The following is a 20,545-nucleotide window of genomic DNA, read 5'->3' on the forward strand; positions in this document are numbered from 1 at the left end:
GGCGGAGACAAAGACAATGCTATTCGGACTTGATGGCGTCGAGATAGGCCTTATTATCGTATTCTTTTGCCTTTTCGGGGGCATCCTTTCCGGCTTTCCGGTGGCTTTTGCCATCGGCGGGGCAGGGATTATATCCTTTGGCATCATCGCCGCGCTGGACAGTGCGGGGTTGCTGATCCACCAGGCGATTGACGTTGGATCGCAAAGTTATCGGGACCTTGTGAATTCCGGGATCAAGCCGGACACCATATCGGTGTTCCGATACCCGGATTTGCCAAGGCTCGCCGAACCGGTTTTTGCCTCGGGCTGGGAAACCGCGCTGGACCGCAACGTGTCGTTCATCGTGAACCGCATGAACGAGCGGGTTCTGGCCGGTCAATCCATCGAGACCCTTCTGGCCGTGCTCATGTTTGTTCTGATGGGCATCACGCTGGAACGTTCAAAGATTGCCAACGATCTTCTGACGACGATGGCACGTGTTTTTGGCCCACTTCCGGGTGGTCTGGCCGTGTCGATCGTGGTTGTGGGGGCGTTCCTTGCGGCTTCGACCGGTATCGTTGGCGCGACCGTTGTGACGATGGGCCTGCTGGCGCTTCCAACCATGTTGCGCAACAACTATTCGCCGGAACTGGCGACCGGTGTGATCGCGGCATCGGGCACCCTGGGGCAAATCATTCCACCGTCGATCGTGATCGTCCTGCTGGGCACATTGGCGGGGGATCTGTATTCGACAGCGCAGGAAACCCGGGCTGTTGAAGCCGGTTGTACCGACGCGCTGACCTATCTGGGTGAGCCTGCGGTTGTCTCGGTCGGAACATTGTTCCAGGCTGCGCTGCTGCCGGGGATCATGCTGGCGCTGCTCTACGCTCTCTACGCCTTTGGCTATGCGCTGCTGAACCCGCACAAAGCGCCTGCTGTGGCTGTGTCCGGTGGCTCCGGGGAACCCATTACGCGGTCAGAAGGCCTGACATGGTTGCTGGGCGCGCCGGTTGCCCTGATCGTCGGCGCGGTCCTTCTGGGCAATGTCGGTGTGATCGGAAGCCAGAACATCTCGGTCTCGGCCTTTTCGGATATCGGCGAGGGTGCGTCGCTGCGGACCAACGTGTCGGCAGAGTGCAAGGCGTCGATGATCGATCTGCACGGGCAAGTTGCCTGGGATCAGGCTGTTGCCGAGCAGGAGGCAATTGATGCCGCTGGCGGCGCAACCGAAGCGCATCGCCTGACAGAAGAGGAACTGGCCGCCGAACAACAAAAAAGGATTGCCGACGCGGCGCCGATTGGCACTGGTGTGGCGGTTTCCCTTGTTCTGCTGGGGCTGACCCTGGTTCTGGGCCGTGGTATCGCACCGTCGCGGTCACCGCAGCCGCTGATCCTTGGCGCGATCGGGCTGCTGCTGATGGCATTGGCCGATATCCTGATGATATCGCCTACCACATCCTCTGGCGTGACTTTCGTGCTGCTCGCCCTGCCGTTCGCGCTCGCCATGTATGGCTGCAAAGAGGCTGCGGCGCGCTGTGCCACAAACGATCTGATCCGCGTGGTCTTCCCGCCGCTTGTTCTTATCATCGCGGTGCTGGGCTCGATCCTGGGAGGTGTCACCAATCCGACACCGGCGGCTGCGCTGGGCGCGGGTGGCGCGATCATGCTGGCGGCCTATCGCAAGCTGCAGGATCAGGGCCGTTCGGGCAAAGTGGTCATCTGGTCGACTTTCGCCGTTGTCATTGCATTGCTGATGGGGGTCAACTTTGACCTGCGTATCAATCAAGGCAATGTGACGGTGGAAAGCTGGATCGCCTTCATCATTGCTTATGCGGCCTACCTGTACGCGCTGTTCGGTCTGCTTTACGGGTGCTGGGTGCTGTATTCCAGCGGTGTATTGACCCCGGTGGTTCGCGAGACGGCCAAGGTGACCTCGATGGTATTCACCATCCTGATCGGATCGCAGTTGCTGAACCTCGTGGTGATTTCATTCGGAGGGGAGCATTATATCCAGCAATTCCTGAAGAGCTTTGACAACGAGTTCACGGTTTTCCTGATCGTGATGCTGGTGCTGTTCATTCTGGGGTTCGTGCTGGATTTCCTCGAGATCATCTACATCGTGATCCCCATCGTGGGCCCTGTGATCTATGGCGGCTCGTTCGATCCGAAATGGGTCACGATTATGGTGGCGGTGAACCTTCAGACGTCGTTCCTGACGCCACCTTTCGGGTTTGCGTTGTTCTACCTTCGGGGGGTTGCGCCGAAGGAGGTGACTACAGGTCATATTTATCGCGGGATCGTTCCGTTTGTTCTGATCCAGGTGATGGGGATCGCGATCTTGTGGTTCTTCCCGACGATTGTCACGATCGTTCCGGACCTGATGCCAAACTGATCCGATCCGGAAGAGAATATTGCAAAGGGGGCCGATTGGCCCCCTTTTCTGTTTATTTCGGGGCAAGGGGCCAGCCCCTTCTTGGCCTGCGGCCAATTCATCCCCGGGATATTTTTGGCCAGATGAAGATGCGGATCAGGTGAACTGGATCAGGTCCCAGCGATTGCCGAAGGGATCACGCCAGACAGCGACGACGCCATAGGATTCGTGGCGTGGTTCTTCTTCGAAGTGAACATCCCTGGCGCGCATGTTCGCATGGTCGCGATAGAAATCATCGGTTTGCAGGAAGAACCCAACGCGCCCGCCGGTCTGGTTGCCTATGGCGGCGGTTTGTTCAGGTCCGTCAGCCTTTGCCAGAAGAAGGCAGCCGCTGTCCGAACCGGGAGGCGCGACCAGAACCCAGCGCTTGCCATTGCCGAGGTCTATGTCCTTGATAAGTTGGAAGCTGAGCGTCTTTGTATAAAACAAGATGGCGTTGTCGTAATCCGGCACCACAAGGGTGACGGCATGCAGGCTTTGTTTCATCGCGCGGTCAGCCTTTGGTCGGGTGCCGGTCAGGCAGCTGGATATTGGCGACCTGTTCGGCGATTGGCGGCGCCGACAAGGGGTGATGCGATGTGCCGGTATAGGCATCCGGATCGCTGATTTTTTGCCAGCCCCCCTGAATATAGGCCTCGAGCCCTGAAAACTTGGCTTTGTAGCCCATCTTGGGGCTGCCGGGGACCCAGTACCCCAGATAGATATAGGGCAGGCCCGCCTCACGTGCGATGTCGATATGGTCGAGGATCATGTAGGTGCCGAGTGAGTTTTGCGGCTGTTCCGGGTCGTAGAAAGAATAGACCATACTTAGCCCGTCATCGAGCACATCGGTCAGGCTGACGGCGATCAACTCGCCCGTTTCAGGATCGGCATATTCCACAACGCGGCTGCGGATCGGTGTTTCCTCGATCATCGCGGCGAATTCGAAAACATCCATGTCAGCCATGCCGCCATCGGCGTGACGGGTGTCAAGATAACGGCGGAACAGCTCGTATTGCTCATCCGTGGCCCATGGCGAGGTTGCGCGGCGTTCCAGGTAACCATTCCGCCTTGCTGCGCGCTTCTGGCTTTTGGTCGGCCGGAAGGCTGAAACATCGATCCGAGCAGACAGGCAGGCTGCGCAATCCGTACACGAAGGACGGTAGAGTACATTCTGAGACCGGCGAAATCCTTGTTGAGACAGGGAGTTGTTCAGCTGTTCAGCCCCTTCGCCTTGCAGGGCGGTGAACAGTTTACGTTCCATCCTGCCGCCAAGATAAGGGCAGGGCTGCGGTGCCGTGACATAGAATTGTGGCGCAATTGGCAGCGTATGTCGCATGAAATCCCCATCCAACCTCGGGAGGGATGATAGCAACCGTTCCCGAGACCGCCAAGTGTTTCACGCAACCTTGCGTCAGGCCCGTTGGTTGATCATCACGGTGCCCAGAAAACTGTCGGTCAGACCCTGGCCACGGGCGCTGGTCATCATCATGATGACCGAGATGATCTGGACCACGGGAAAGGCCATGCTGACAAAATAGCCGGCAGTGTGGGCAAGCGCCTTGCCCAGGTCCATTCGTTCTCCGAACGCGTCACGCAGCTCGATCCCCATAAAGCGCATTCCCAGCGTGGCTGAGCCGTTGGCGATGGTCACCACCCGGTAGACGAAGCTGACAACGGCGTAGATCAGGGCCAGGAAAAACAGACCCAGAAACGCAGTAAAGAGGATTGCCACCGTGCAAAGCAGCGAAATGAAGGCGATATCGAACAGCCAGGCGACAAAGCGTTTGGTTGTCACGGAACGATAGAAATCGGGTTGGGTGTCCGGGTCGGGCAGATGGTTCATTCGATAGGTCCGAAAAACTGGGGTAGGGGCACCCTGTCCCGAAACACCGGGGCAGGGCAAGGTCAATCAGGCGGGCTCGCCCTTGCCATCTTCGTCATGGTTCTCGCGGGCGCGTTCATCCATGAATTGGTCGAATTCGGCCTTGTCCTTGGCGTCACGCAGGCGGCGCAGGAATGCTTCGAAATCCTGTTGTTCGCGTTCCAGGCGGGCCAGTGTATCTGCTTTGTAGGCGTCAAAGGCGCTGTTGCCCGAGGGCTTCATTGCACTCATGTGGCTGTGCCAGGATTTGCGGCGGTTGCAGGATTTGCTGAACATGCGTTTGCTCCAGATCATATAGGCCAGCAGGGCAAGGCCAACGGGCCAGAAGAAGATAAATCCAAGAACCATGGCGGCGATCCAGGCCCCTTTGCCTTTGTCATCCAGCCAGGCTTCGGTTCGATAAAGCCATCCCGGATTCGCGGGGACGGCGGGGTCGGACAATGCGGTCATTTGAGCTCTCCAGGGTTGATGTAAACTCTATTCACATTGCATAGATGGGGTATCGTTTGGTTGCGTGCAAGGGGTAATGTGAAAAAGATTTACATTAAGCAATCCGGTTGACGTTTCAGGATCTGGCTCGCAGGGTCTGGGTATGGATATGACGGACAACAAAGCTGCCCCTGCACTAAAGGACATTCTTGAACTGGAAACGCAGGTCTGGGTGGCGCTGGTTGAAGGCGATGCAAGCGCCGACCGCGCCTTGCTGAGCGCGGATTTTCTGGGCGTTTATCCCACGGGTTTTGCCAATCGGGACGATCACGTCGGGCAATTTGCAGATGCGCCAACGATGGCCGAGTTTGATCTGAGTGACACTCGGTTACGCGTTCTGACCCCGGATATCGTCTTGCTGTCCTACCGTGCCGATTACCTGCGCCCGGGCGCAGATCGGCGCGAGGCAATGCTGATTTCATCTTTGTGGGAACGAAGAAACGACGTTTGGGTCAACAGCTTCAGTCAGGATACGCCGGTTCAGGAAACCTGATCAGAATGCCCCATTGACGATTACGTCCCGCAATGCGCAGGTTGCGCGCATGACTGACGCTCTTGCCATTACCCGCCTTCCACGTGCGTTTGATCCGTCTCTGGGCGATGAAACCCGCGCTCTGATACCTGATCTGTCGCAGGAGATGGGAGAGCTGGTGGCGGGAATCGCCGGGTCCAGCCCATATCTGAAAGGCCTGATCGAGCGTGAAAGGGAATGGCTGCCTGATGCCTTATTGCGCCCGGATCAGGCGCTGTCTGAAGTCATGGCGGATGCGCGTAAGCTGCCGCCGGATCAGCTGAAGTCCGGCTTGCGGCAGGCAAAGCGGCGTGTGGCGCTGTTGACCGCGCTTGCCGACATTGCAGGTGCCTGGCCGCTTGAAAAAGTCACCGCGGCACTGACCGATTTCGGGGCATTGGCCGCGGATACAGCGGCCAAGGCCGAGATTGCGACGTTGATCCGGCGCAACAAACTGCCGGGTATGACCGAGGACGATATCGAAACTGCCGCCGGGATGGTCATTCTGGCCATGGGCAAGATGGGCGCGCATGAGCTGAACTACAGCTCGGATATCGATCTGATTGTGCTGTTTGATGAGACGCGGTTCGATCCCGATGACTTCTACGAGGCCCGGCAGGGCATGGTACGGGCAACGCGGAACTTCTGCGCGACGCTCAGCGACAAGACTGCCGATGGCTATGTTTTCCGTACCGATCTGAGGCTGAGGCCAGATCCTGCCGTAACACCGGTCTGCATGGCGATGGAGGCCGCTGAACGGTACTACGAAAGCCTCGGCCGCACGTGGGAGCGCGCGGCGTATATCAAGGCCCGTCCCTGTGCCGGAGACTTGGCTGCGGGGCAGCGGTTTCTGGACACATTGCGCCCCTTTGTCTGGCGTCGCCATCTGGATTTTGCCGCCATTCAGGACGCGCATGATATGCGTCTTCGGATTCGCGAAAATAAAGGTACGGGCGGGGCCTTGTCGATTCCCGGCCACGACATGAAGCTGGGGCAGGGCGGTATTCGCGAGATCGAGTTCTTCACCCAGACCCGTCAGCTGATCGCAGGTGGTCGCGATCCGGATTTGCGGGTGCGCGGAACGGTTCCGGGGTTGGCGGCGTTGGCGTCAAAAGGCTGGGTGCCGCAGGATGTCGCGGATAAATTGACCGATCATTACCGGGCACATCGCGAAGTCGAACACCGCATTCAGATGGTTCATGATGCACAGACGCATAAGGTGCCGAAATCACCGGAAGGCATCGAACGTATCGCCTGTCTGATGGGGATCGGCAGCGATGAACTGAAACAGGACCTGAAAAACCGCCTGACCGAAGTGCACGAACTGACTGAAGGATTTTTTGCGCCTGGACCCGGTCCTGCACCTGTGGCGGTGCAGGATGTGGAGTTTGACCAGAGTATTCTGGCCCGGTGGACGACATATCCGGCCTTAAGGTCCCAGCGCGGGTCGCGGATATTCGAACGGTTGCGGCCCGAGTTGCTGTCGCGTCTTGCTAAGACCGCCAAACCGGATGAGGCGTTGATGGCGCTGGATGGGTTTCTGTCTGGCCTTCCCGCCGGGGTTCAGCTGTTTTCCTTGTTCGAGGCCAATCCGCAACTGATCGACCTGCTGGTCGATATCGTTGGCACATCTCATGCTCTTGCCTCGCATCTGTCGCGCAATGCCTCGGTTTTCGACGCGGTGATCGGCGGCAGTTTCTTTGCCGATTGGCCGGGTCAGAAGGCATTGCAAATCGAACTGGCCCGTGCGCTGGCGGAGGAGCCTGACTACGAAACCCGGCTCGACCTTGCACGGCGCTGGTGCAAGGAATGGCATTTCCGGGTCGGTGTCCACCACTTGCGGGGTCTGATCGACGGGGCACAGGCAGGCCGGCAATATGCAGAACTTGCACAATCGGTGATTGCCGCCATCCTGCCATATGTTGCCGAGAATTTCGCCCGCAAACACGGGCCCGCCCCGGGGCGCGGAGCGGCGGTGTTGGGCATGGGATCGTTGGGCGCAGGACGGATCAATTCGCAATCCGATCTGGACATGATTGTGATCTATGACCCGCAGGATCAGGACATGTCCGATGGTCCGCGTCCTCTGGCCACGCGCACCTATTATGCGCGGTTCACGCAGGCGCTGATCACGGCACTTTCGGCACCGATGTCACAGGGGCGGCTGTATGAGGTCGACATGCGCCTGCGCCCGTCCGGCAATCAGGGGCCGGTTGCCACCAGTTGGGCCAGCTTTACCAATTATCAGCAGAATGAGGCCTGGGTGTGGGAACATCTGGCCCTGACCCGTGCTAATGTCGTTGCGGGTGATGCCGGTTTGGCAAATGATATCGAAGCGTTTCGCGTCGGGTTTCTGTCGCGCCCACGCGAGCGGGACAATGTCTTGCGCGAAGTCGCCGAGATGCGAACGCGTCTGGCCGCAGCCAAGGCACCCGCCGGGATCTGGGATGCCAAAAACGGGCCCGGCCGCCTGATGGATATCGAACTAATGGCCGAAACCGGTGCCTTGCTGGCAGGGACTACCGCCCGCGACGTGTCCTCAGGCCTCGATGGTGCCGTCGCTGCCGGGTTGCTGGATGTCGCGCAGGCGCAATCCCTGAAAGACTGCTACAGCCTATGCTGGTCGGTGCAATGTGCGGCCCGGCTTCTTTCGGGCAAGGTCATCGAGGCGGAACAGATCGGTGAAGGAGGTGTGGATTTCCTGTGCCGCGCCACCGGGTTTGAACAGGTCGATGCACTGCAACGGGCATTGCAGAAGAGTTACACAACCGCGGCCGACCTGATCGGCAGCGTGATCCAAGAGGGCGAAAATGGCACGCAGCACTGATCCCAATGACCACAAAGGTCTGATCCAGGAAGCCTATCGCATCGAAGGCATCACCTTGCCGGAATGCCGCAGCATATTTCTGGACTGGGCGCTCAGCCTGCCCGAAGAGCGTGACCAGAACTCGGCGCTGACCGAATTGCACGCGGCATACGCGCCGCACAGCCCGGATCATCCCATGACTCAGGTTCTGTCCGAGGGCCTTCAGGCGGCCCAAACCCCGAAACGGCGCGGTGGCTGGCGCTCACGAAACCGCTAGGGCTTTTCCATCGGCATATTCGCGACTAAGAGGGCGCCATGACCCAATCTGCCGACCGCCCCCGTATCCGCCTGAAACCCAAAGCCAACGCGCGCGGCCTGCGCCATGGTTTCCCTTGGGTCTATGCAAATGACATCGTCACCGACCGCCGTACGCGCAAGATCCCCGCAGGCGCTCTGGCGATTCTCGAGGATGACAACCGTGCAGCGCTTGCGCTGGTGGCCGTCAATCCTGACTCAAAAATCATGTGCAGGGTGCTGGATCACGACACAAACGCGCAGTTGGACAATACTTGGTTCGAAACCCGCCTCAGCCGCGCCGTTGCACTGCGTGAAACTCTGTTTGATGCGCCTTTCTATCGTCTGGTCCATGCCGAGGCCGATGGCTTTCCCGGTGTGATCATCGACAGGTTTGGCGATAGCTGTGTCATCCAGCCCAACGCGGCTTGGGCCGAGATGCATCTGGATACGCTCACCGACGCACTGATCAAGGTCACAGGCGTGACGACGGTGCTGAAAAACGCCTCGGGCCGTACGCGCGGGCTGGAAGGGCTGGACGATGAGAACCAGACTTTGCACGGCACCGCACCCGACGCACCCCTGCCTGTGCCGATGAATGGTGCCACGTATATGGCCGACCTGACCGGAGGTCAGAAAACCGGCCTGTTTTACGATCAACGCCCCAACCATGCCTTTGCCGCACGGCTGGTACATCCCGGAGCGCAGGTGCTGGACGTGTTCAGCCATGTCGGCGGCTTTGGTCTGGCAATGCTGGCTGCAGGTGCCGGGCAAGCCCTGTCCGTCGATGGGTCTGCGGCCGCGCTGGAACTGGCCACCAAAGGCGCGGCGGCTTCGGGCCTTGCCGACAGGTTCCAGACCCGGCAGGGCGACGCGTTCGATGTGTTGACCCAATTGGGGGACGAGGGTGCGGCGTTTGACGTGGTCATCTGTGACCCACCTGCCTTTGCCCCGTCAAAACAAGCGCTCGACGCGGGGTTGCGCGCTTATGAACGTATCGCACGGCTTGCCGCACCTCTGGTCAAACCCGGCGGCTATCTGGGGCTGTGCTCGTGTTCTCATGCCGCCGATCTGGGACGGTTCCGCGACGCCTCCTCCCGCGGGATCGGCCGGGCGGGTCGACATGCGCAACTGATCCACACCGGATTTGCCGGGCCGGATCACCCGCAACTGCCGCAACTGGCGGAAAGCGGCTACCTCAAAGCGGTGTTCTACCGCCTATGAAGGCTGTTCTCGACACTTGCGTCCTCTATCCCACGGTCATGCGCGAGATGCTGTTGGGTGCTGCGCGATTGGGGCATTTCACCCCGCTCTGGTCCGCCCGCATCCTCGAAGAATGGGCCCGCGCCGCCCGTAAGTTGGGCCCGACGGGTGAGGCGCAGGCGCGCGCCGAGATCGCGTTGGTGCAAGCGGCCTGGCCGGATGCTGAACGTCCAACGAATGAGGGTCTTCAAAACCGTCTGTGGCTGCCGGACGCCGCAGATATCCACGTGCTGGCTACAGCAATAGCTGCTTCCGCTGATCTGATTGTCACGGTTAATGCCAAGGATTTTCCCAGAAATATCCTGACTGATGAAGGGCTTGACCGGCAAGACCCCGACAGCCTGCTGTACGGCTTTTGGCAATCCAATCCAGAAGGCATGAGCACACTTGCCACTCAGGTCCTTGCCGAAGCCAATCGCCTCTCAGCCGAAAAATGGACCCTTCGCGCGCTCATGAAAAAAGCCCGGCTTCCGCGATTGGGCAAGGCACTCGCCACCTGAGTGGGATCCAGCTTCATCTGGCCCAAAATATCCCGGAGAGCGCGAGAGGCTGGCCTCTCGCAGCACAGGCTTCACTGCTGTGCCCAACGCTGTTCAAGCTTTTCCAGCGCCGCAACACGTTCATCTGTCTTGGGATGGCTCATCAGCCATGCCGGGACCACCCCGGCGCGTTGCTGTGTCAACTCTTCCAGCTTGTGAAACAGTGATTTCTGCGGACCGATTCCGATACCGGCTTTTGTCAGCAAGGCGGCCGCATATTCATCCGCTTCATACTCATCCCCCCGCGACAGGCGCGAGGCGATCAGTGCGGTCAACGCGTTGGCAATCATCGCTCCGACAAAAGGGATGAACCGGTTCAGGACCATGATCAGCGCCGTGCGCATCGCATTCTGCCCCGAAAAATCGATCATCCGCCGCCGCGCGTGACCTAGTGCCACATGGCCCAACTCATGCGCGATTACACTGGCCATTTCCTCAGCCGAAACCTCGCCGTTGCGGAACTTGCGGTAAAATCCCCGCGTGATGAATATCCGCCCGTCCGGTGCGGCCAGCCCGTTCACCGGGTCGATCTCGTAGATATAAACCGGAACCCGCTCGATCTCGAGCGCGGCAGCCAGCCGGTCGGTCATGCGCTTGAGGGCCGGGTCAACAAGTTCGGTCGACTTTGCGTCCAGTTCCCGATGGGTGCGCCAGACGGAAATCCGGTACATCACAATTCCATAGGCAATGGCCAGCAGGATAGGGGTCAGACGCAGCATGGGCTAGATATGGGTTTTCAACACCCCAAGAGCAAATGGAAAATAGAAGCTTCTCACAATCCAGCCGCATTTCAAAGTGAGGCTGCAGAGCGCGACCGTGTTCATGGATCGCTTTCAGGTTGCGGAAGCGTACGTCCAATTTCATAGCAACGTTCCAAAAGCGCCTGTCGCCGCGGGGCTGATCCGGTCGCGCCATGCAACAGCTCGAGTTTCCGGGGTGAAAACCCGAAATACCCGAACGTGCCTTTGGTCCAGAGTGTCTCAAGCGCGTCGGTGTATCCTTTGGTTTCCATTTCGTCAGAACGCGCACCGGCTGGCACCAACAGTAACCCTGTTCGGGACCTCTGGAGGGACTTTTCCGGATCGTCCAACTGATCGTAGGCCCAGCCCCACATCCACACGCGGTCGACCCAGCCTTTCATCATCGAAGGCATTCCCCACCAGAACAGCGGAAAGGCCAGGCAGATTGCATCGGCGCGCGCAATCCGTGTTTGTTCCGCAAGTATGTCTTGCGGCGCGCCCGTGCCTGCTTCGCCTTCTATATCCGCCATTGACCAGCGTGGATCGAACCCTTCTGCATGCAAATCCGCAACCTCGGTGGTATGGCCAGCCGCCTTTGCGCCTTCGCAGAGTTTCGCGACAGTGGCGGCCGTAAAGGAGTTCGGCTTTGGGTGATCCAGGATTGTCAGCAGATGCACAGTAAGCTCCTCAGGTTTTCAAACGGCAACCGGGTTACTGTGAAAGCTCAACCCTGCTTGAGGTCAAGGTATTAATCAGCAGGAATACCTGAAGGTGTGTTTCACCGCGTCAGCTCGCGCATTCCCTGTTCCAGACCAGCCAGTGTCATGGGCACCATGCGATCTTCAAAGATGTCGCGGATCATGCCGATGGAATGAGTATATTCCCAGTATTTCTCGGGCACCGGGTTGATCCACAGGTTTGACGCCCACTGTTCGCGCGCGCGTTGCAGCCAGACTTGCCCGGCTTCCTGGTTCCAATGTTCATTGGCACCGCCGGGATAGGCGATCTCATAGGGGCTCATCGAGGCGTCGCCGACAAAGATGCACTTGTAGTCTGACCCATAGGTGCGCAGCACTTCGTGGGTCGGGGTCTGTTGGTTCCAGCGGCGGCGGTTGTCGCGCCAGACCCCTTCATACAGGCAATTGTGAAAGTAGTAATATTCCAGATGCTTGAACTCGGTTCTTGCAGCGGAAAACAACTCTTCAACCACTTTGATATGCGGGTCCATCGAGCCGCCGACGTCCAGAAACAACAGTACCTTCACCGCGTTGTGGCGCTCGGGCCGGGTTTTGACATCCAGATAGCCATGCTCGGCCGTGGCACGGATGGTGCCGTCCAGATCCAGCTCTTCAGCTGCCCCCTCCCGCGCCCAGCGGCGCAGGCGTTTCAAGGCGACCTTGATGTTGCGGGTGCCCAGTTCAACCGTGTCGTCGAGGTTCCTGAATTCCCGCTTGTCCCAGACCTTGACGGCACGCTGGTGGCGGCTTTCTTTCTGTCCGATACGGACGCCTTCAGGGTTGTACCCATAAGCCCCGAACGGAGAGGTTCCTGCGGTACCAATCCATTTGTTACCGCCCTGGTGACGGCCTTGTTGTTCCTTGAGGCGCTCGCGCAACGTTTCCATCAGCTTGTCGAAACCGCCGAGCGCTTCGATCTCTGCCTTCTCCTCGTCCGACAGGTGTTTCTCGGCCATCTTGGCCAGCCAATCGGCTGGGATATCGACAGCTTCCAACACCTGATCGAAACTGATCTCGCCCAAGCCCTCAAAGCTGGCGGCAAAGGCGCGGTCGAACTTGTCGATATTGCGTTCGTCCTTCACCATCGACACGCGGGCAAGGTAGTAGAACGCTTCGACATCATAGGTGACCAGACCCTTTTTCATGCCTTCCAGAAAAGTCAGATACTCCCGGAGCGATACCGGGATGCCCGCTTTGCGGAGGTTTTCGAAAAAGGGCAGGAACATCGCGTCACGCCACCATGCGAAGCAGAACCAGCGAGATCACCAGACCCACAAGCGCAAAAGCGATCCCATATCCGGCGGCATACTGCGCCATGTCGGCGCCGTTTCCATTGCGTTTTTTTGCGGTCAAAGCACCCAGGATTGCACCCAGTATCGCCATTCCCAGTACTAGCAACATATGTGTTTTATCCGTCTTTCGTGCTGTCAGCGGGGCGTCGGCCACTGTTTTGAGCCAGAGATTGAGCCACCAAATCCGAACCGAACCCGTATCGCGCCCATCCAAGGCTGTCCAGCCTGACGGCACGTGCCTGCTGCAATTGACCGGCCTGTTTCAAGGCCTCGGACTTGAGCAGCAGCAACGTTGCCAGCAGCGAAGCGTTTTCCGCGCGGGTCATCACGTCGATGGCCTGATCCAGTTCGGGCAGAACCTCGGGTCCGCGATCCTGCGCAAGCGCAAAGGCTGCGGTCTGGGTTGAGACATAAGCCTGATGAACCTCGGTTCCGGGCGTCGCGCGAAGAAATTGTTGCGCGATCTTGAACTGCCGCTGGGCTTCTGCCGGATCACGAAACTGCTCCATCCGGCCCATCAGGTAGTGGGGATAGGCGCGGCGGTGATCTGTCCATCCCAGTTGCTGCCCGATGCGGGCTGCCTTTTGCGCGGCGCGCATCTGTCGGGGGGAACCCGGCCCCGGTCCCAGTGATTTCTGGATCGCGTTGATCCACTCTCGGGGGGTATTTGTGGGGGGTTGCGCAGCTATTCTGTCGCCGCGTGGATTCAGACGGCTGAGAATTCCGGGGATGACGGCGGCGACCTGATCGCGGGTCATGCCGGTGTGCAGTTCGGGCGCATAAGCCGCGCTCAGGATCAGCATGTCGAACCCGGTCAAGACCGTATGAATATTGTCGTCGTTGAACACCGAATCCGGCAGATGATAGAGGTCGTTCAGAGGACCAAGGGACTGTGCCAGTTCTTCGTGCAGACAATCGCGCATTTCCTGCGGGCTGACATCGTAGGGGATGAAAATCCCCAATCTTTCGCGCTGGCGCAGCTCAACCCAACTGCTTTTGGGTTTGCGGCGGTCGCGCTGATACTCGGCCAGGCTGGACGCGTTTGGCACCACGAAACAGGCCGCGTTTGGCAGAATTTGCAGAATGTCCTTCTGGCTGACCGCTTCGATCGTGATATTGGCCTGACCGTCGTTGATTTGTCGGATGTTGATGCCTGCCTCGCGCTTCAGGCGGTTCAGCAGGCGGGTCAAATCCTGCTGCATACTTTGTGTCGGCGATCCGGTCAGGCGAACGGTGATCGGCGTTTCGAACCGCGTGAACACGGGCAGTGCGGCCCCGCTTTCCAGTTCGAAATGCAGGGACAGGAAATCCGACGCGATGTTCGTATTGGACCGTGCCGGTGGCGAAGGGCGGGGTGCCGCAAAAGACTTGGCCGGCGGCAACGCCACTTCGACATATGGGACATCGTTCCCGAGTTCGATTGTCTCGACAGACGTGCAGCCAGCGATAACCAGCGCCAGAAAAAGGGCGCCCAAACGCATCATGGGCGGGCGTACTTGATGAACGGTGTCAGGGTGCCGATGCGATCATAAAGGTGGCGTGCCATGTGGTTGAACTCTTGCGTCAGCCAGTAAACGGATGGGGCGCCCTGGCGATCCGCCTCTTCATAAACCGCCTGAATCAAGGCGCGACCGACGCCCGTTCCTCGGGTTTCAGGTCGGGCGAACAGGTCTTGCAGATAACAGACCTTTTCCACTTTCCAGGCGTGGCGGTGAAACAGGTAATGCGTCAGTCCGACCAAAACACCATCCTGTTCCGCGACAAAACAGGAAAAATCCTGCGGGTCGTCGCCCACCAATCTGGAAAAGGTCGATTCATACACGTTTTCAGGCAGGGTGGTTTCATAAAACGCCAGATAATCCCGCCACATTTCGGCCCACTGATCTTTGTCCTCGGCCCGCAGGGTCCGGATTGTCAGAGCGTTCGCCAAGTGATGACCCCAATACTGCTGCTTTGCAACGCGGTTGCGTCAGGTATCTCGATGCTGACACCCGAGATACCCAATGGCAAGCCGTGATCACAGATTGTTCACACGCAGGCTAGCGTTTGCCACGTGCCATGAATGCAAGACGTTCGAACAGATGCACATCCTGTTCATTTTTCAGCAAGGCGCCATGCAGCTTCGGCAGCGCGCTGGCCCCGTCACGCCTGAGGTCTTCCGCCGTCAGGTCTTCGGCCAGCAACAGCTTCAGCCAGTCCAGCACCTCTGAGGTCGAGGGCTTTTTCTTGAGCCCTTGCGTCTCGCGGATTTCATAGAATTGCGTCAGCGCGGCGGTCAGAAGTGCGTCCTTGATGCCGGGGTGATGCACATCGACGATCCGGCGCATCGTCGCCTCATCCGGAAAGCGGATATAGTGGAAGAAACAGCGGCGCAGGAAGGCGTCGGGCAGCTCTTTTTCGTTGTTCGAAGTTATGATGACGATAGGGCGGTGCTTGGCCCTGACCGTCTCGCCCGTTTCGTAGACATGGAACTCCATCTTATCGAGTTCCTGCAACAGGTCATTGGGGAACTCGATATCCGCCTTGTCGATTTCGTCGATCAGCAGAACAACCTTTTCGTTGGCGTCGAAGGCCTGCCACAGCTTGCCCTTGCGGATATAGTTCGACACGTCATGGACGCGCTCTTCGCCCAATTGGCTGTCACGCAGGCGGCTGACGGCATCATATTCATAAAGACCCTGCTGCGCGCGGGTGGTGGATTTCACATTCCACTCGATCATTCTCAGCCCCAGCGCACCGGCCACCTGCCTGGCCAACTCGGTCTTGCCGGTACCGGGCTCGCCCTTCACCAGAAGGGGGCGTTCCAGCGTGACAGCGGCGTTCACGGCAATGGTCAGATCGTCGGTGGCGACATATTCGGCTGTACCTTGGAAACGTGCGGTCATGGGCCTCTCGTGCGTATATTGTGTTGGACGGGCAGGTTGTGGTTTCCGGGTTACAGAGCGGCAAGGTTTTTTACAACCCGCGTCCCTGCGTCGCCCGGCGGGAATTGTGCTGCAACTCCAAGCCCTTTTGCTTGATTCCGATATAGACCAATCCCGGGCGCCGTGCCTCTCGCCCCAAAAAAGCCTGTCAAATTTCATAGAAATACAAGGTTTTGTTGATGTTTGTCTCATAGTTAGACAAATCCGCAGGGGTGCACCGTTGCGCAACGTTTGTGTAGTGACATTCCACCGCCCGTCGGCTAAACGCTGCGCAGAAGGGAGAGCCAAATGTCAGCTGAAACAGCCTCGAACGACGTCACTGGCCATACCGAGGGAGCAAATATGAAGCAGGAAGTTTTTCTGCCGGAAGATTACCGTCCGGCCGAAGATGAGCCTTTCATGAATGATCGTCAGCTTGAGTATTTTCGCCGCAAGCTGCTGGATTGGAAGACAGAGTTACTGGCTGGTAGCCGCGACACCATCGAAGGGCTGCAAGACAACACCCGTAACATTCCGGACGTCGCGGACCGCGCCAGCGAAGAAACAGACCGTGCGCTGGAGCTGCGGACCCGTGATCGTCAGCGAAAGCTGGTCGCCAAGATCGACTCGGCCCTGCGCCGGATTGATGATGGCGAATACGGGTATTGCGAAATGACGGGCGATCCGATCTCGCTGAAACGTCTGGACGCACGACCGATAGCAACCATGACACTTGAAGCGCAAGAGCGCCACGAGCGTCGCGAAAAGGTCCACCGCGACGATTAATCGCCGGGTATGTGTAAGGAATCCAAACGCCGGGGCCTGTGGCTCCGGCGTTTTTGCGTTATGTGGGTGTCATGAAGATAGACGGATTGAAATTCTGTGTAATCGGCGGTGGAATCGGCGGCCTGGCCTCGGCACTGGCGCTGCAACACCGTGGGGCGCATGTCACGCTTCTGGAGCAAGCCCCGGCCCTGACCGAAGTCGGTGCTGGTTTGCAGATCAGCGAGAACGGGATGCGCGTTCTTCATGCACTTGGCGTCACAGGTCTTTCTGTCGGGCAGAAATCCCATGGAACTGTCTTGCGCGATTACCGAAATGGGTGCCTGGTCAGTCGGCTGCCAGGCCCCGCAGCTGGTCCGACCTACTACTACCACCGTGCCGACCTTCTGAACCTTCTTCATGATGCGGCCTGTGACGCAGGCGTGGATCTCCGGTTGGGTGCCAAAGTTTCGCATGTGCAAAAGCACCCCAACGAGGCAGAGGTGGTCTTGGCGTCAGGCGAGCGAATTCGCGCAGAATGCGCCATTGCGGCCGATGGCGGCCGCAGCGTGCTCCGCCCGGCTCTGAACGGGGCAGAGGCGCCGGAGTTCACGCATCAGGTGGCCTGGCGCGCCACCATACCCTGGCAGCCCGGTCATGATCCGGTTTCCGCATCCCTGACGATGGGGCCGGGGCGGCATGTAGTGACCTATCCGCTGCGCGACGAAAGCATGATGAACATTGTCGCGGTCGAAGAGCGTTCGGACTGGCGGGAAGAAGGATGGCGTCAGACGGGCGATCCTGACGAGTTGCGTAAGCGATTTGCAGATTTCGGTGGCCCCGTGCGCGACATTCTGTCGAAAGTCACGGATGTGCATCTGTGGGCATTGTTTCTTCGGCCTGTCGCGCAAAACTGGCAGAATGGCCGATTGGTTCTGCTAGGGGACGCGGCCCATCCAACATTGCCATTCATGGCACAGGGTGCATGTCTGGCGCTTGAAGACGCCTGGGTGCTGGCGCGCGCGTTTGACGAACGATCGGGTATCACCAGCGCGCTGGCAACCTATGAAACGACCCGCAAACCAAGGGCGCAGCGCGTCGTCACGGCGGCCGGATCAAATGCGCGGAACTTTCATCTGCGCGGTCCAGCCCGATTGGCTGCGCAATGTGTGCTGAGGGTCGTTGGCGCCCGGTTGTCCCAACGCTATGAGTGGATCTACAGTCACGACGTCACGGCTGCTTAGGGCCTCAAAGATCCAGGTCAATCCAGACGGGAACGTGATCGGATGGCTTTTCGTGCCCCCGAACAGCCGCATCAATCTGGCAATCCCGCATGAGGTCGGCCGCTTGTGGCGTCAACAGGAAATGATCAATCCGAATTCCGTCATTCCGATTCCACGCGCCAGCCTGATAATCCCAGAAAGAATAGTGGTCGGGATCCTGCGTTGTCGCGCGGAAGGCCTCGGTAAAGCCAAGGTTTAGGATTTTTCTAAAGGCGGCCCGGCTTTCCGGGCGGAACAACGCGTCTTCCCGCCAGGCATCGGGGCGTTTGGCATCCTCGGCCTGTGGGATGATGTTATAATCACCCGCCATTAGCGCCATCTCTTCTGATTCCATCAGACCCTTTGCGCGCTCATAAAGCCGTTCCATCCAGGCCAGCTTGTAATCGTATTTCGGTCCGGGTGCCGGATTCCCGTTGGGCAGATACAGCCCACAGAGGCGCAAGGCCTTTTTGCCCACGACGGTCGCCTCGATCCACCGCGCCTGTTCATCATTGTCATCACCGGGAAGGCCGCGTGATACATCCTCCAGCGGAAGCCTCGACAGGATCGCGACGCCGTTGAAGCTTTTTTGACCGTGTGTTTCCACGTTGTACCCGCGATCTTCAAACATCTCGCGGGGGAAGTTTTCGTCGACGGATTTGATTTCCTGAAGAAGAACAACGTCGGGTTGGGCATCGTCCAACCAGCGGGGCAGCGCCTCGGTTCGCGCCTTGATGCCATTGATGTTGTACGTGGCGATTTTCATGCGCGATCCTCCGAAACTTTGTGGCAACCTATCGCTCAGAACGGGCCCAGCGGCAAGTCGGAGATCGGATTAGCGAGGCTCTGCCTCGCGCTCCGGGATATTTTTAGCCAGATGAAGAAACGGATCCTTAACCATTTTTTCGATACTTGAAAGGGCGGTACAGGCGGGGACGCCGATGACCGCGCCAGGTGAAGCTCTCTGGTCGTTTTGGTCAGAGAGCGGATCCCTGCTTCATCTGGCTGAAAATATCCTGGGGGTGTGGGGGCAAAGCCCCCACCGGTTACATCGAAAACGACGTGCCGCAGCCACAGGAAGAGGTGGCGTTGGGGTTGTCGATCACAAACCGCGCACCAATAAGTTCCTGAGTAAAATCTATCACCGCGTTTTCAAGAAAGGGCAGAGAGACCGGGTCGACGATGACTTTCTGCCCTTTGCCTTCAAGAATGAGGTCGTCGGTGTTTGGCGTATCCAGAGCAATTTCATATTGAAAACCGGAACATCCACCGCCCTCCACTGCGACACGCAGGGCTTGCCCCTGTTCCGCGGCACCGATTTCGGCAAGGCGGTCAAAGGCGCGTTCGGTGACTGATGGGGGCAGATTCATGCCGGTCTCCAAAGGTTTATTTCCCAAGCGACCTACAATATATGAAACCAAAAGACAGGCGACAAGGACAAGGCCTTTGGACAGAGCGGGTTTTGCTTCGGACCCAGACCGCGCAAGGGGGCGGCTGGTGCCAGAGGAAGAGAGCAGCTTCCGGTCATGCTTTCAGCGTGATCGCGACCGGATCATTCACGCCAGTGCGTTTCGGCGGCTCAAGCACAAGACGCAAGTCTTTGTCGAGCATGAAGGTGACAGTTATCGAACACGGCTGACCCATTCCATCGAAGTTGCTCAGGTCGCGCGAACAATTTCAGGGGCGTTGGGCCTGAATCCTGAACTCACCGAAGCTGTTGCGCTGGCGCACGACCTGGGTCATACGCCCTTTGGTCATACGGGTGAGGACGCCCTCCACGCGCTGATGGCGCCTTACGGGGGGTTTGATCACAACGCTCAGGCCATTCGGATCGTAACCAAGCTGGAGCGGCATTATGCCGGGTTTGACGGATGCAACCTGACTTGGGAGTGTCTGGAGGGTATCGCCAAGCATAACGGTCCGGTTGTTGGCGATCTGCCCTGGGCCCTGGCTGAATGCAACCAGGGCTTTGACCTTGAACTTCATACCCATGCAAGTGCCGAGGCGCAGGTGGCGGCCTTGTCTGATGACATTGCTTACAACAATCACGACCTTCTGGATGGGTTGCGTGCGGGGTTGTTTGAAGATGATGATCTGCGCCATCTTCCGATCGTGGGGGCGTGTTACGCGGATGTGGATGCGAAATACCCCGGTCTTGATCCGTATCGGCGGCGTCATGAAGCACTGCGGCGGGTTTTTGGGGTCATGGTGGCGGACGTCATCACAACGTCGCGCGACTTGATCGCGGCCTCGGGCGCGCAGTCGGTCGAAGAGGTTCGCCATCTTGGGCATCCTGTCATCCGATTCTCGACCGGGACTTGGGCGGATCTGAAACAAATCAGGGCGTTCCTGTTCACCCGGATGTATCGCGCACCCAGCGTCATGAAGGTGCGGGCCGAGGTTGCAACGGTTGTCGAAGACCTGTTCCCGATCTACCTGAACGATCCGAAACAGATGCCGGCACGCTGGCACGAGGACATTGAAGCTGCGGCGGACGAGACTGCTCTGGCCCGGATCGTATCGGACTATATTGCAGGAATGACCGACCGTTTCGCTTTGCAGGATCACGCCCGGCTGACGGGCTGATTGCGCCGCAATGAAACGGGTAATGGTCCATGTTTGCGACCTTTATTGCGGGTTGATTGGTACCTTGCGCAGGCGGGAAGCGATGAT

At 58.6% G+C, this 20,545-nt stretch carries 22 protein-coding genes; 9 read left to right on the forward strand and 13 right to left on the reverse strand.

The annotated features are described in order from the left end of the window. Positions 1-16: 16 nt before the first annotated feature. Positions 17-2,371 carry a TRAP transporter large permease gene (locus tag AC2FPW_RS14535; protein ID WP_496814269.1) on the forward strand — a complete coding sequence of 785 codons (2,355 nt, stop codon included), beginning with the start codon at positions 17-19 and terminating at the stop codon, positions 2,369-2,371. Between the two features lie 135 nt (positions 2,372-2,506). Here AC2FPW_RS14535 and AC2FPW_RS14540 read toward each other — a convergent pair whose 3' ends face one another. The 4 genes from AC2FPW_RS14540 to AC2FPW_RS14555 form a co-directional block, all read right to left on the reverse strand. After that, complete coding sequence (locus tag AC2FPW_RS14540) at positions 2,507-2,896, reverse strand: VOC family protein (RefSeq protein ID WP_496814271.1); 390 nt, start codon at positions 2,894-2,896, stop codon at positions 2,507-2,509. Between the two features lie 7 nt (positions 2,897-2,903). Further along, positions 2,904-3,728: an arginyltransferase gene (locus AC2FPW_RS14545; protein WP_480480490.1), complete on the reverse strand. Its 825-nt coding sequence runs from the start codon at positions 3,726-3,728 to the stop codon at positions 2,904-2,906. Between the two features lie 75 nt (positions 3,729-3,803). Next, positions 3,804-4,235, reverse strand: a complete 432-nt coding sequence (locus tag AC2FPW_RS14550; RefSeq protein ID WP_209503648.1) for an RDD family protein — start codon at positions 4,233-4,235, stop codon at positions 3,804-3,806. A 66-nt stretch (positions 4,236-4,301) separates the two neighbouring features. Continuing rightward, positions 4,302-4,724, reverse strand: a complete 423-nt coding sequence (locus AC2FPW_RS14555; RefSeq protein ID WP_209503649.1) for a DUF2852 domain-containing protein — start codon at positions 4,722-4,724, stop codon at positions 4,302-4,304. 148 nt (positions 4,725-4,872) lie between these two features. Between AC2FPW_RS14555 and AC2FPW_RS14560 the strand changes: the two genes are divergently transcribed. The 5 genes from AC2FPW_RS14560 to AC2FPW_RS14580 are packed head-to-tail and all read left to right on the forward strand — an operon-like array spanning position 4,873 to position 10,137. Further along, a complete protein-coding gene (locus tag AC2FPW_RS14560) occupies positions 4,873-5,256 on the forward strand; it encodes a DUF4440 domain-containing protein (RefSeq protein WP_496814272.1) in 384 nt (127 codons plus the stop codon). 49 nt (positions 5,257-5,305) lie between these two features. After that, positions 5,306-8,101, forward strand: coding sequence for a bifunctional [glutamate--ammonia ligase]-adenylyl-L-tyrosine phosphorylase/[glutamate--ammonia-ligase] adenylyltransferase (gene glnE / locus AC2FPW_RS14565; protein ID WP_496814273.1), 2,796 nt, complete (start codon positions 5,306-5,308; stop codon positions 8,099-8,101). Beyond that, positions 8,085-8,357 carry a hypothetical protein gene (locus tag AC2FPW_RS14570; protein WP_267363859.1) on the forward strand — a complete coding sequence of 91 codons (273 nt, stop codon included), beginning with the start codon at positions 8,085-8,087 and terminating at the stop codon, positions 8,355-8,357. Before glnE ends, AC2FPW_RS14570 begins: the two co-directional genes overlap by 17 nt. Positions 8,358-8,395: 38 nt before the next feature. Further along, positions 8,396-9,598, forward strand: a complete 1,203-nt coding sequence (locus tag AC2FPW_RS14575) for an RSP_2647 family RNA methyltransferase (protein ID WP_496814274.1) — start codon at positions 8,396-8,398, stop codon at positions 9,596-9,598. After that, positions 9,595-10,137, forward strand: a complete 543-nt coding sequence (locus AC2FPW_RS14580; RefSeq protein WP_480480498.1) for an RSP_2648 family PIN domain-containing protein — start codon at positions 9,595-9,597, stop codon at positions 10,135-10,137. The genes AC2FPW_RS14575 and AC2FPW_RS14580 overlap by 4 nt, the downstream gene beginning before the upstream one ends. Positions 10,138-10,208: 71 nt before the next feature. Here AC2FPW_RS14580 and AC2FPW_RS14585 read toward each other — a convergent pair whose 3' ends face one another. From AC2FPW_RS14585 to AC2FPW_RS14615, 7 genes are all read right to left on the reverse strand, one after another. Further along, positions 10,209-10,895: a M48 family metallopeptidase gene (locus AC2FPW_RS14585; protein ID WP_480480500.1), complete on the reverse strand. Its 687-nt coding sequence runs from the start codon at positions 10,893-10,895 to the stop codon at positions 10,209-10,211. Positions 10,896-10,996: 101 nt separating this feature from the next. Next, positions 10,997-11,593 (reverse strand): NAD(P)H-dependent oxidoreductase, encoded by a 597-nt coding sequence (locus AC2FPW_RS14590; RefSeq protein WP_496814276.1) that lies wholly within the window; start codon positions 11,591-11,593, stop codon positions 10,997-10,999. A 101-nt stretch (positions 11,594-11,694) separates the two neighbouring features. Further along, positions 11,695-12,879: a vWA domain-containing protein gene (locus tag AC2FPW_RS14595; protein ID WP_480584746.1), complete on the reverse strand. Its 1,185-nt coding sequence runs from the start codon at positions 12,877-12,879 to the stop codon at positions 11,695-11,697. A 4-nt stretch (positions 12,880-12,883) separates the two neighbouring features. Beyond that, positions 12,884-13,054, reverse strand: coding sequence for a hypothetical protein (locus tag AC2FPW_RS14600; protein WP_209503658.1), 171 nt, complete (start codon positions 13,052-13,054; stop codon positions 12,884-12,886). Between the two features lie 7 nt (positions 13,055-13,061). Then, positions 13,062-14,429: a DUF2927 domain-containing protein gene (locus AC2FPW_RS14605; RefSeq protein ID WP_496814278.1), complete on the reverse strand. Its 1,368-nt coding sequence runs from the start codon at positions 14,427-14,429 to the stop codon at positions 13,062-13,064. After that, positions 14,426-14,875 (reverse strand): GNAT family N-acetyltransferase, encoded by a 450-nt coding sequence (locus AC2FPW_RS14610; RefSeq protein WP_496814280.1) that lies wholly within the window; start codon positions 14,873-14,875, stop codon positions 14,426-14,428. The genes AC2FPW_RS14605 and AC2FPW_RS14610 overlap by 4 nt, the downstream gene beginning before the upstream one ends. 109 nt (positions 14,876-14,984) lie before the next feature. Further along, positions 14,985-15,830: an AAA family ATPase gene (locus AC2FPW_RS14615; protein ID WP_480558090.1), complete on the reverse strand. Its 846-nt coding sequence runs from the start codon at positions 15,828-15,830 to the stop codon at positions 14,985-14,987. 381 nt (positions 15,831-16,211) lie between these two features. Here AC2FPW_RS14615 and dksA point away from each other — a divergent pair, with 381 nt between their 5' ends. After that, positions 16,212-16,634 carry an RNA polymerase-binding protein DksA gene (gene dksA / locus AC2FPW_RS14620; RefSeq protein WP_209504868.1) on the forward strand — a complete coding sequence of 141 codons (423 nt, stop codon included), beginning with the start codon at positions 16,212-16,214 and terminating at the stop codon, positions 16,632-16,634. Positions 16,635-16,705: 71 nt separating this feature from the next. Then, positions 16,706-17,854 (forward strand): FAD-dependent monooxygenase, encoded by a 1,149-nt coding sequence (locus AC2FPW_RS14625; protein WP_496814281.1) that lies wholly within the window; start codon positions 16,706-16,708, stop codon positions 17,852-17,854. Positions 17,855-17,858: 4 nt separating this feature from the next. On the opposite strand, the gene xth is transcribed toward AC2FPW_RS14625, so the two are convergent. Continuing rightward, the gene (gene xth, locus AC2FPW_RS14630; protein WP_496814282.1) at positions 17,859-18,638 is read right to left on the reverse strand and encodes an exodeoxyribonuclease III; all 780 of its coding nucleotides are present in this window, start codon (positions 18,636-18,638) and stop codon (positions 17,859-17,861) included. Between the two features lie 280 nt (positions 18,639-18,918). Beyond that, positions 18,919-19,242 carry a HesB/IscA family protein gene (locus AC2FPW_RS14635; RefSeq protein WP_267363969.1) on the reverse strand — a complete coding sequence of 108 codons (324 nt, stop codon included), beginning with the start codon at positions 19,240-19,242 and terminating at the stop codon, positions 18,919-18,921. A 76-nt stretch (positions 19,243-19,318) separates the two neighbouring features. On the opposite strand from AC2FPW_RS14635, the gene AC2FPW_RS14640 reads away from it, so the two are divergent. Next, positions 19,319-20,458 (forward strand): deoxyguanosinetriphosphate triphosphohydrolase, encoded by a 1,140-nt coding sequence (locus tag AC2FPW_RS14640; RefSeq protein WP_496814283.1) that lies wholly within the window; start codon positions 19,319-19,321, stop codon positions 20,456-20,458. The last annotated feature ends 87 nt before the right edge of the window (positions 20,459-20,545 follow it).

Source organism: Ruegeria sp. SATB027 (assembly GCF_059613825.1).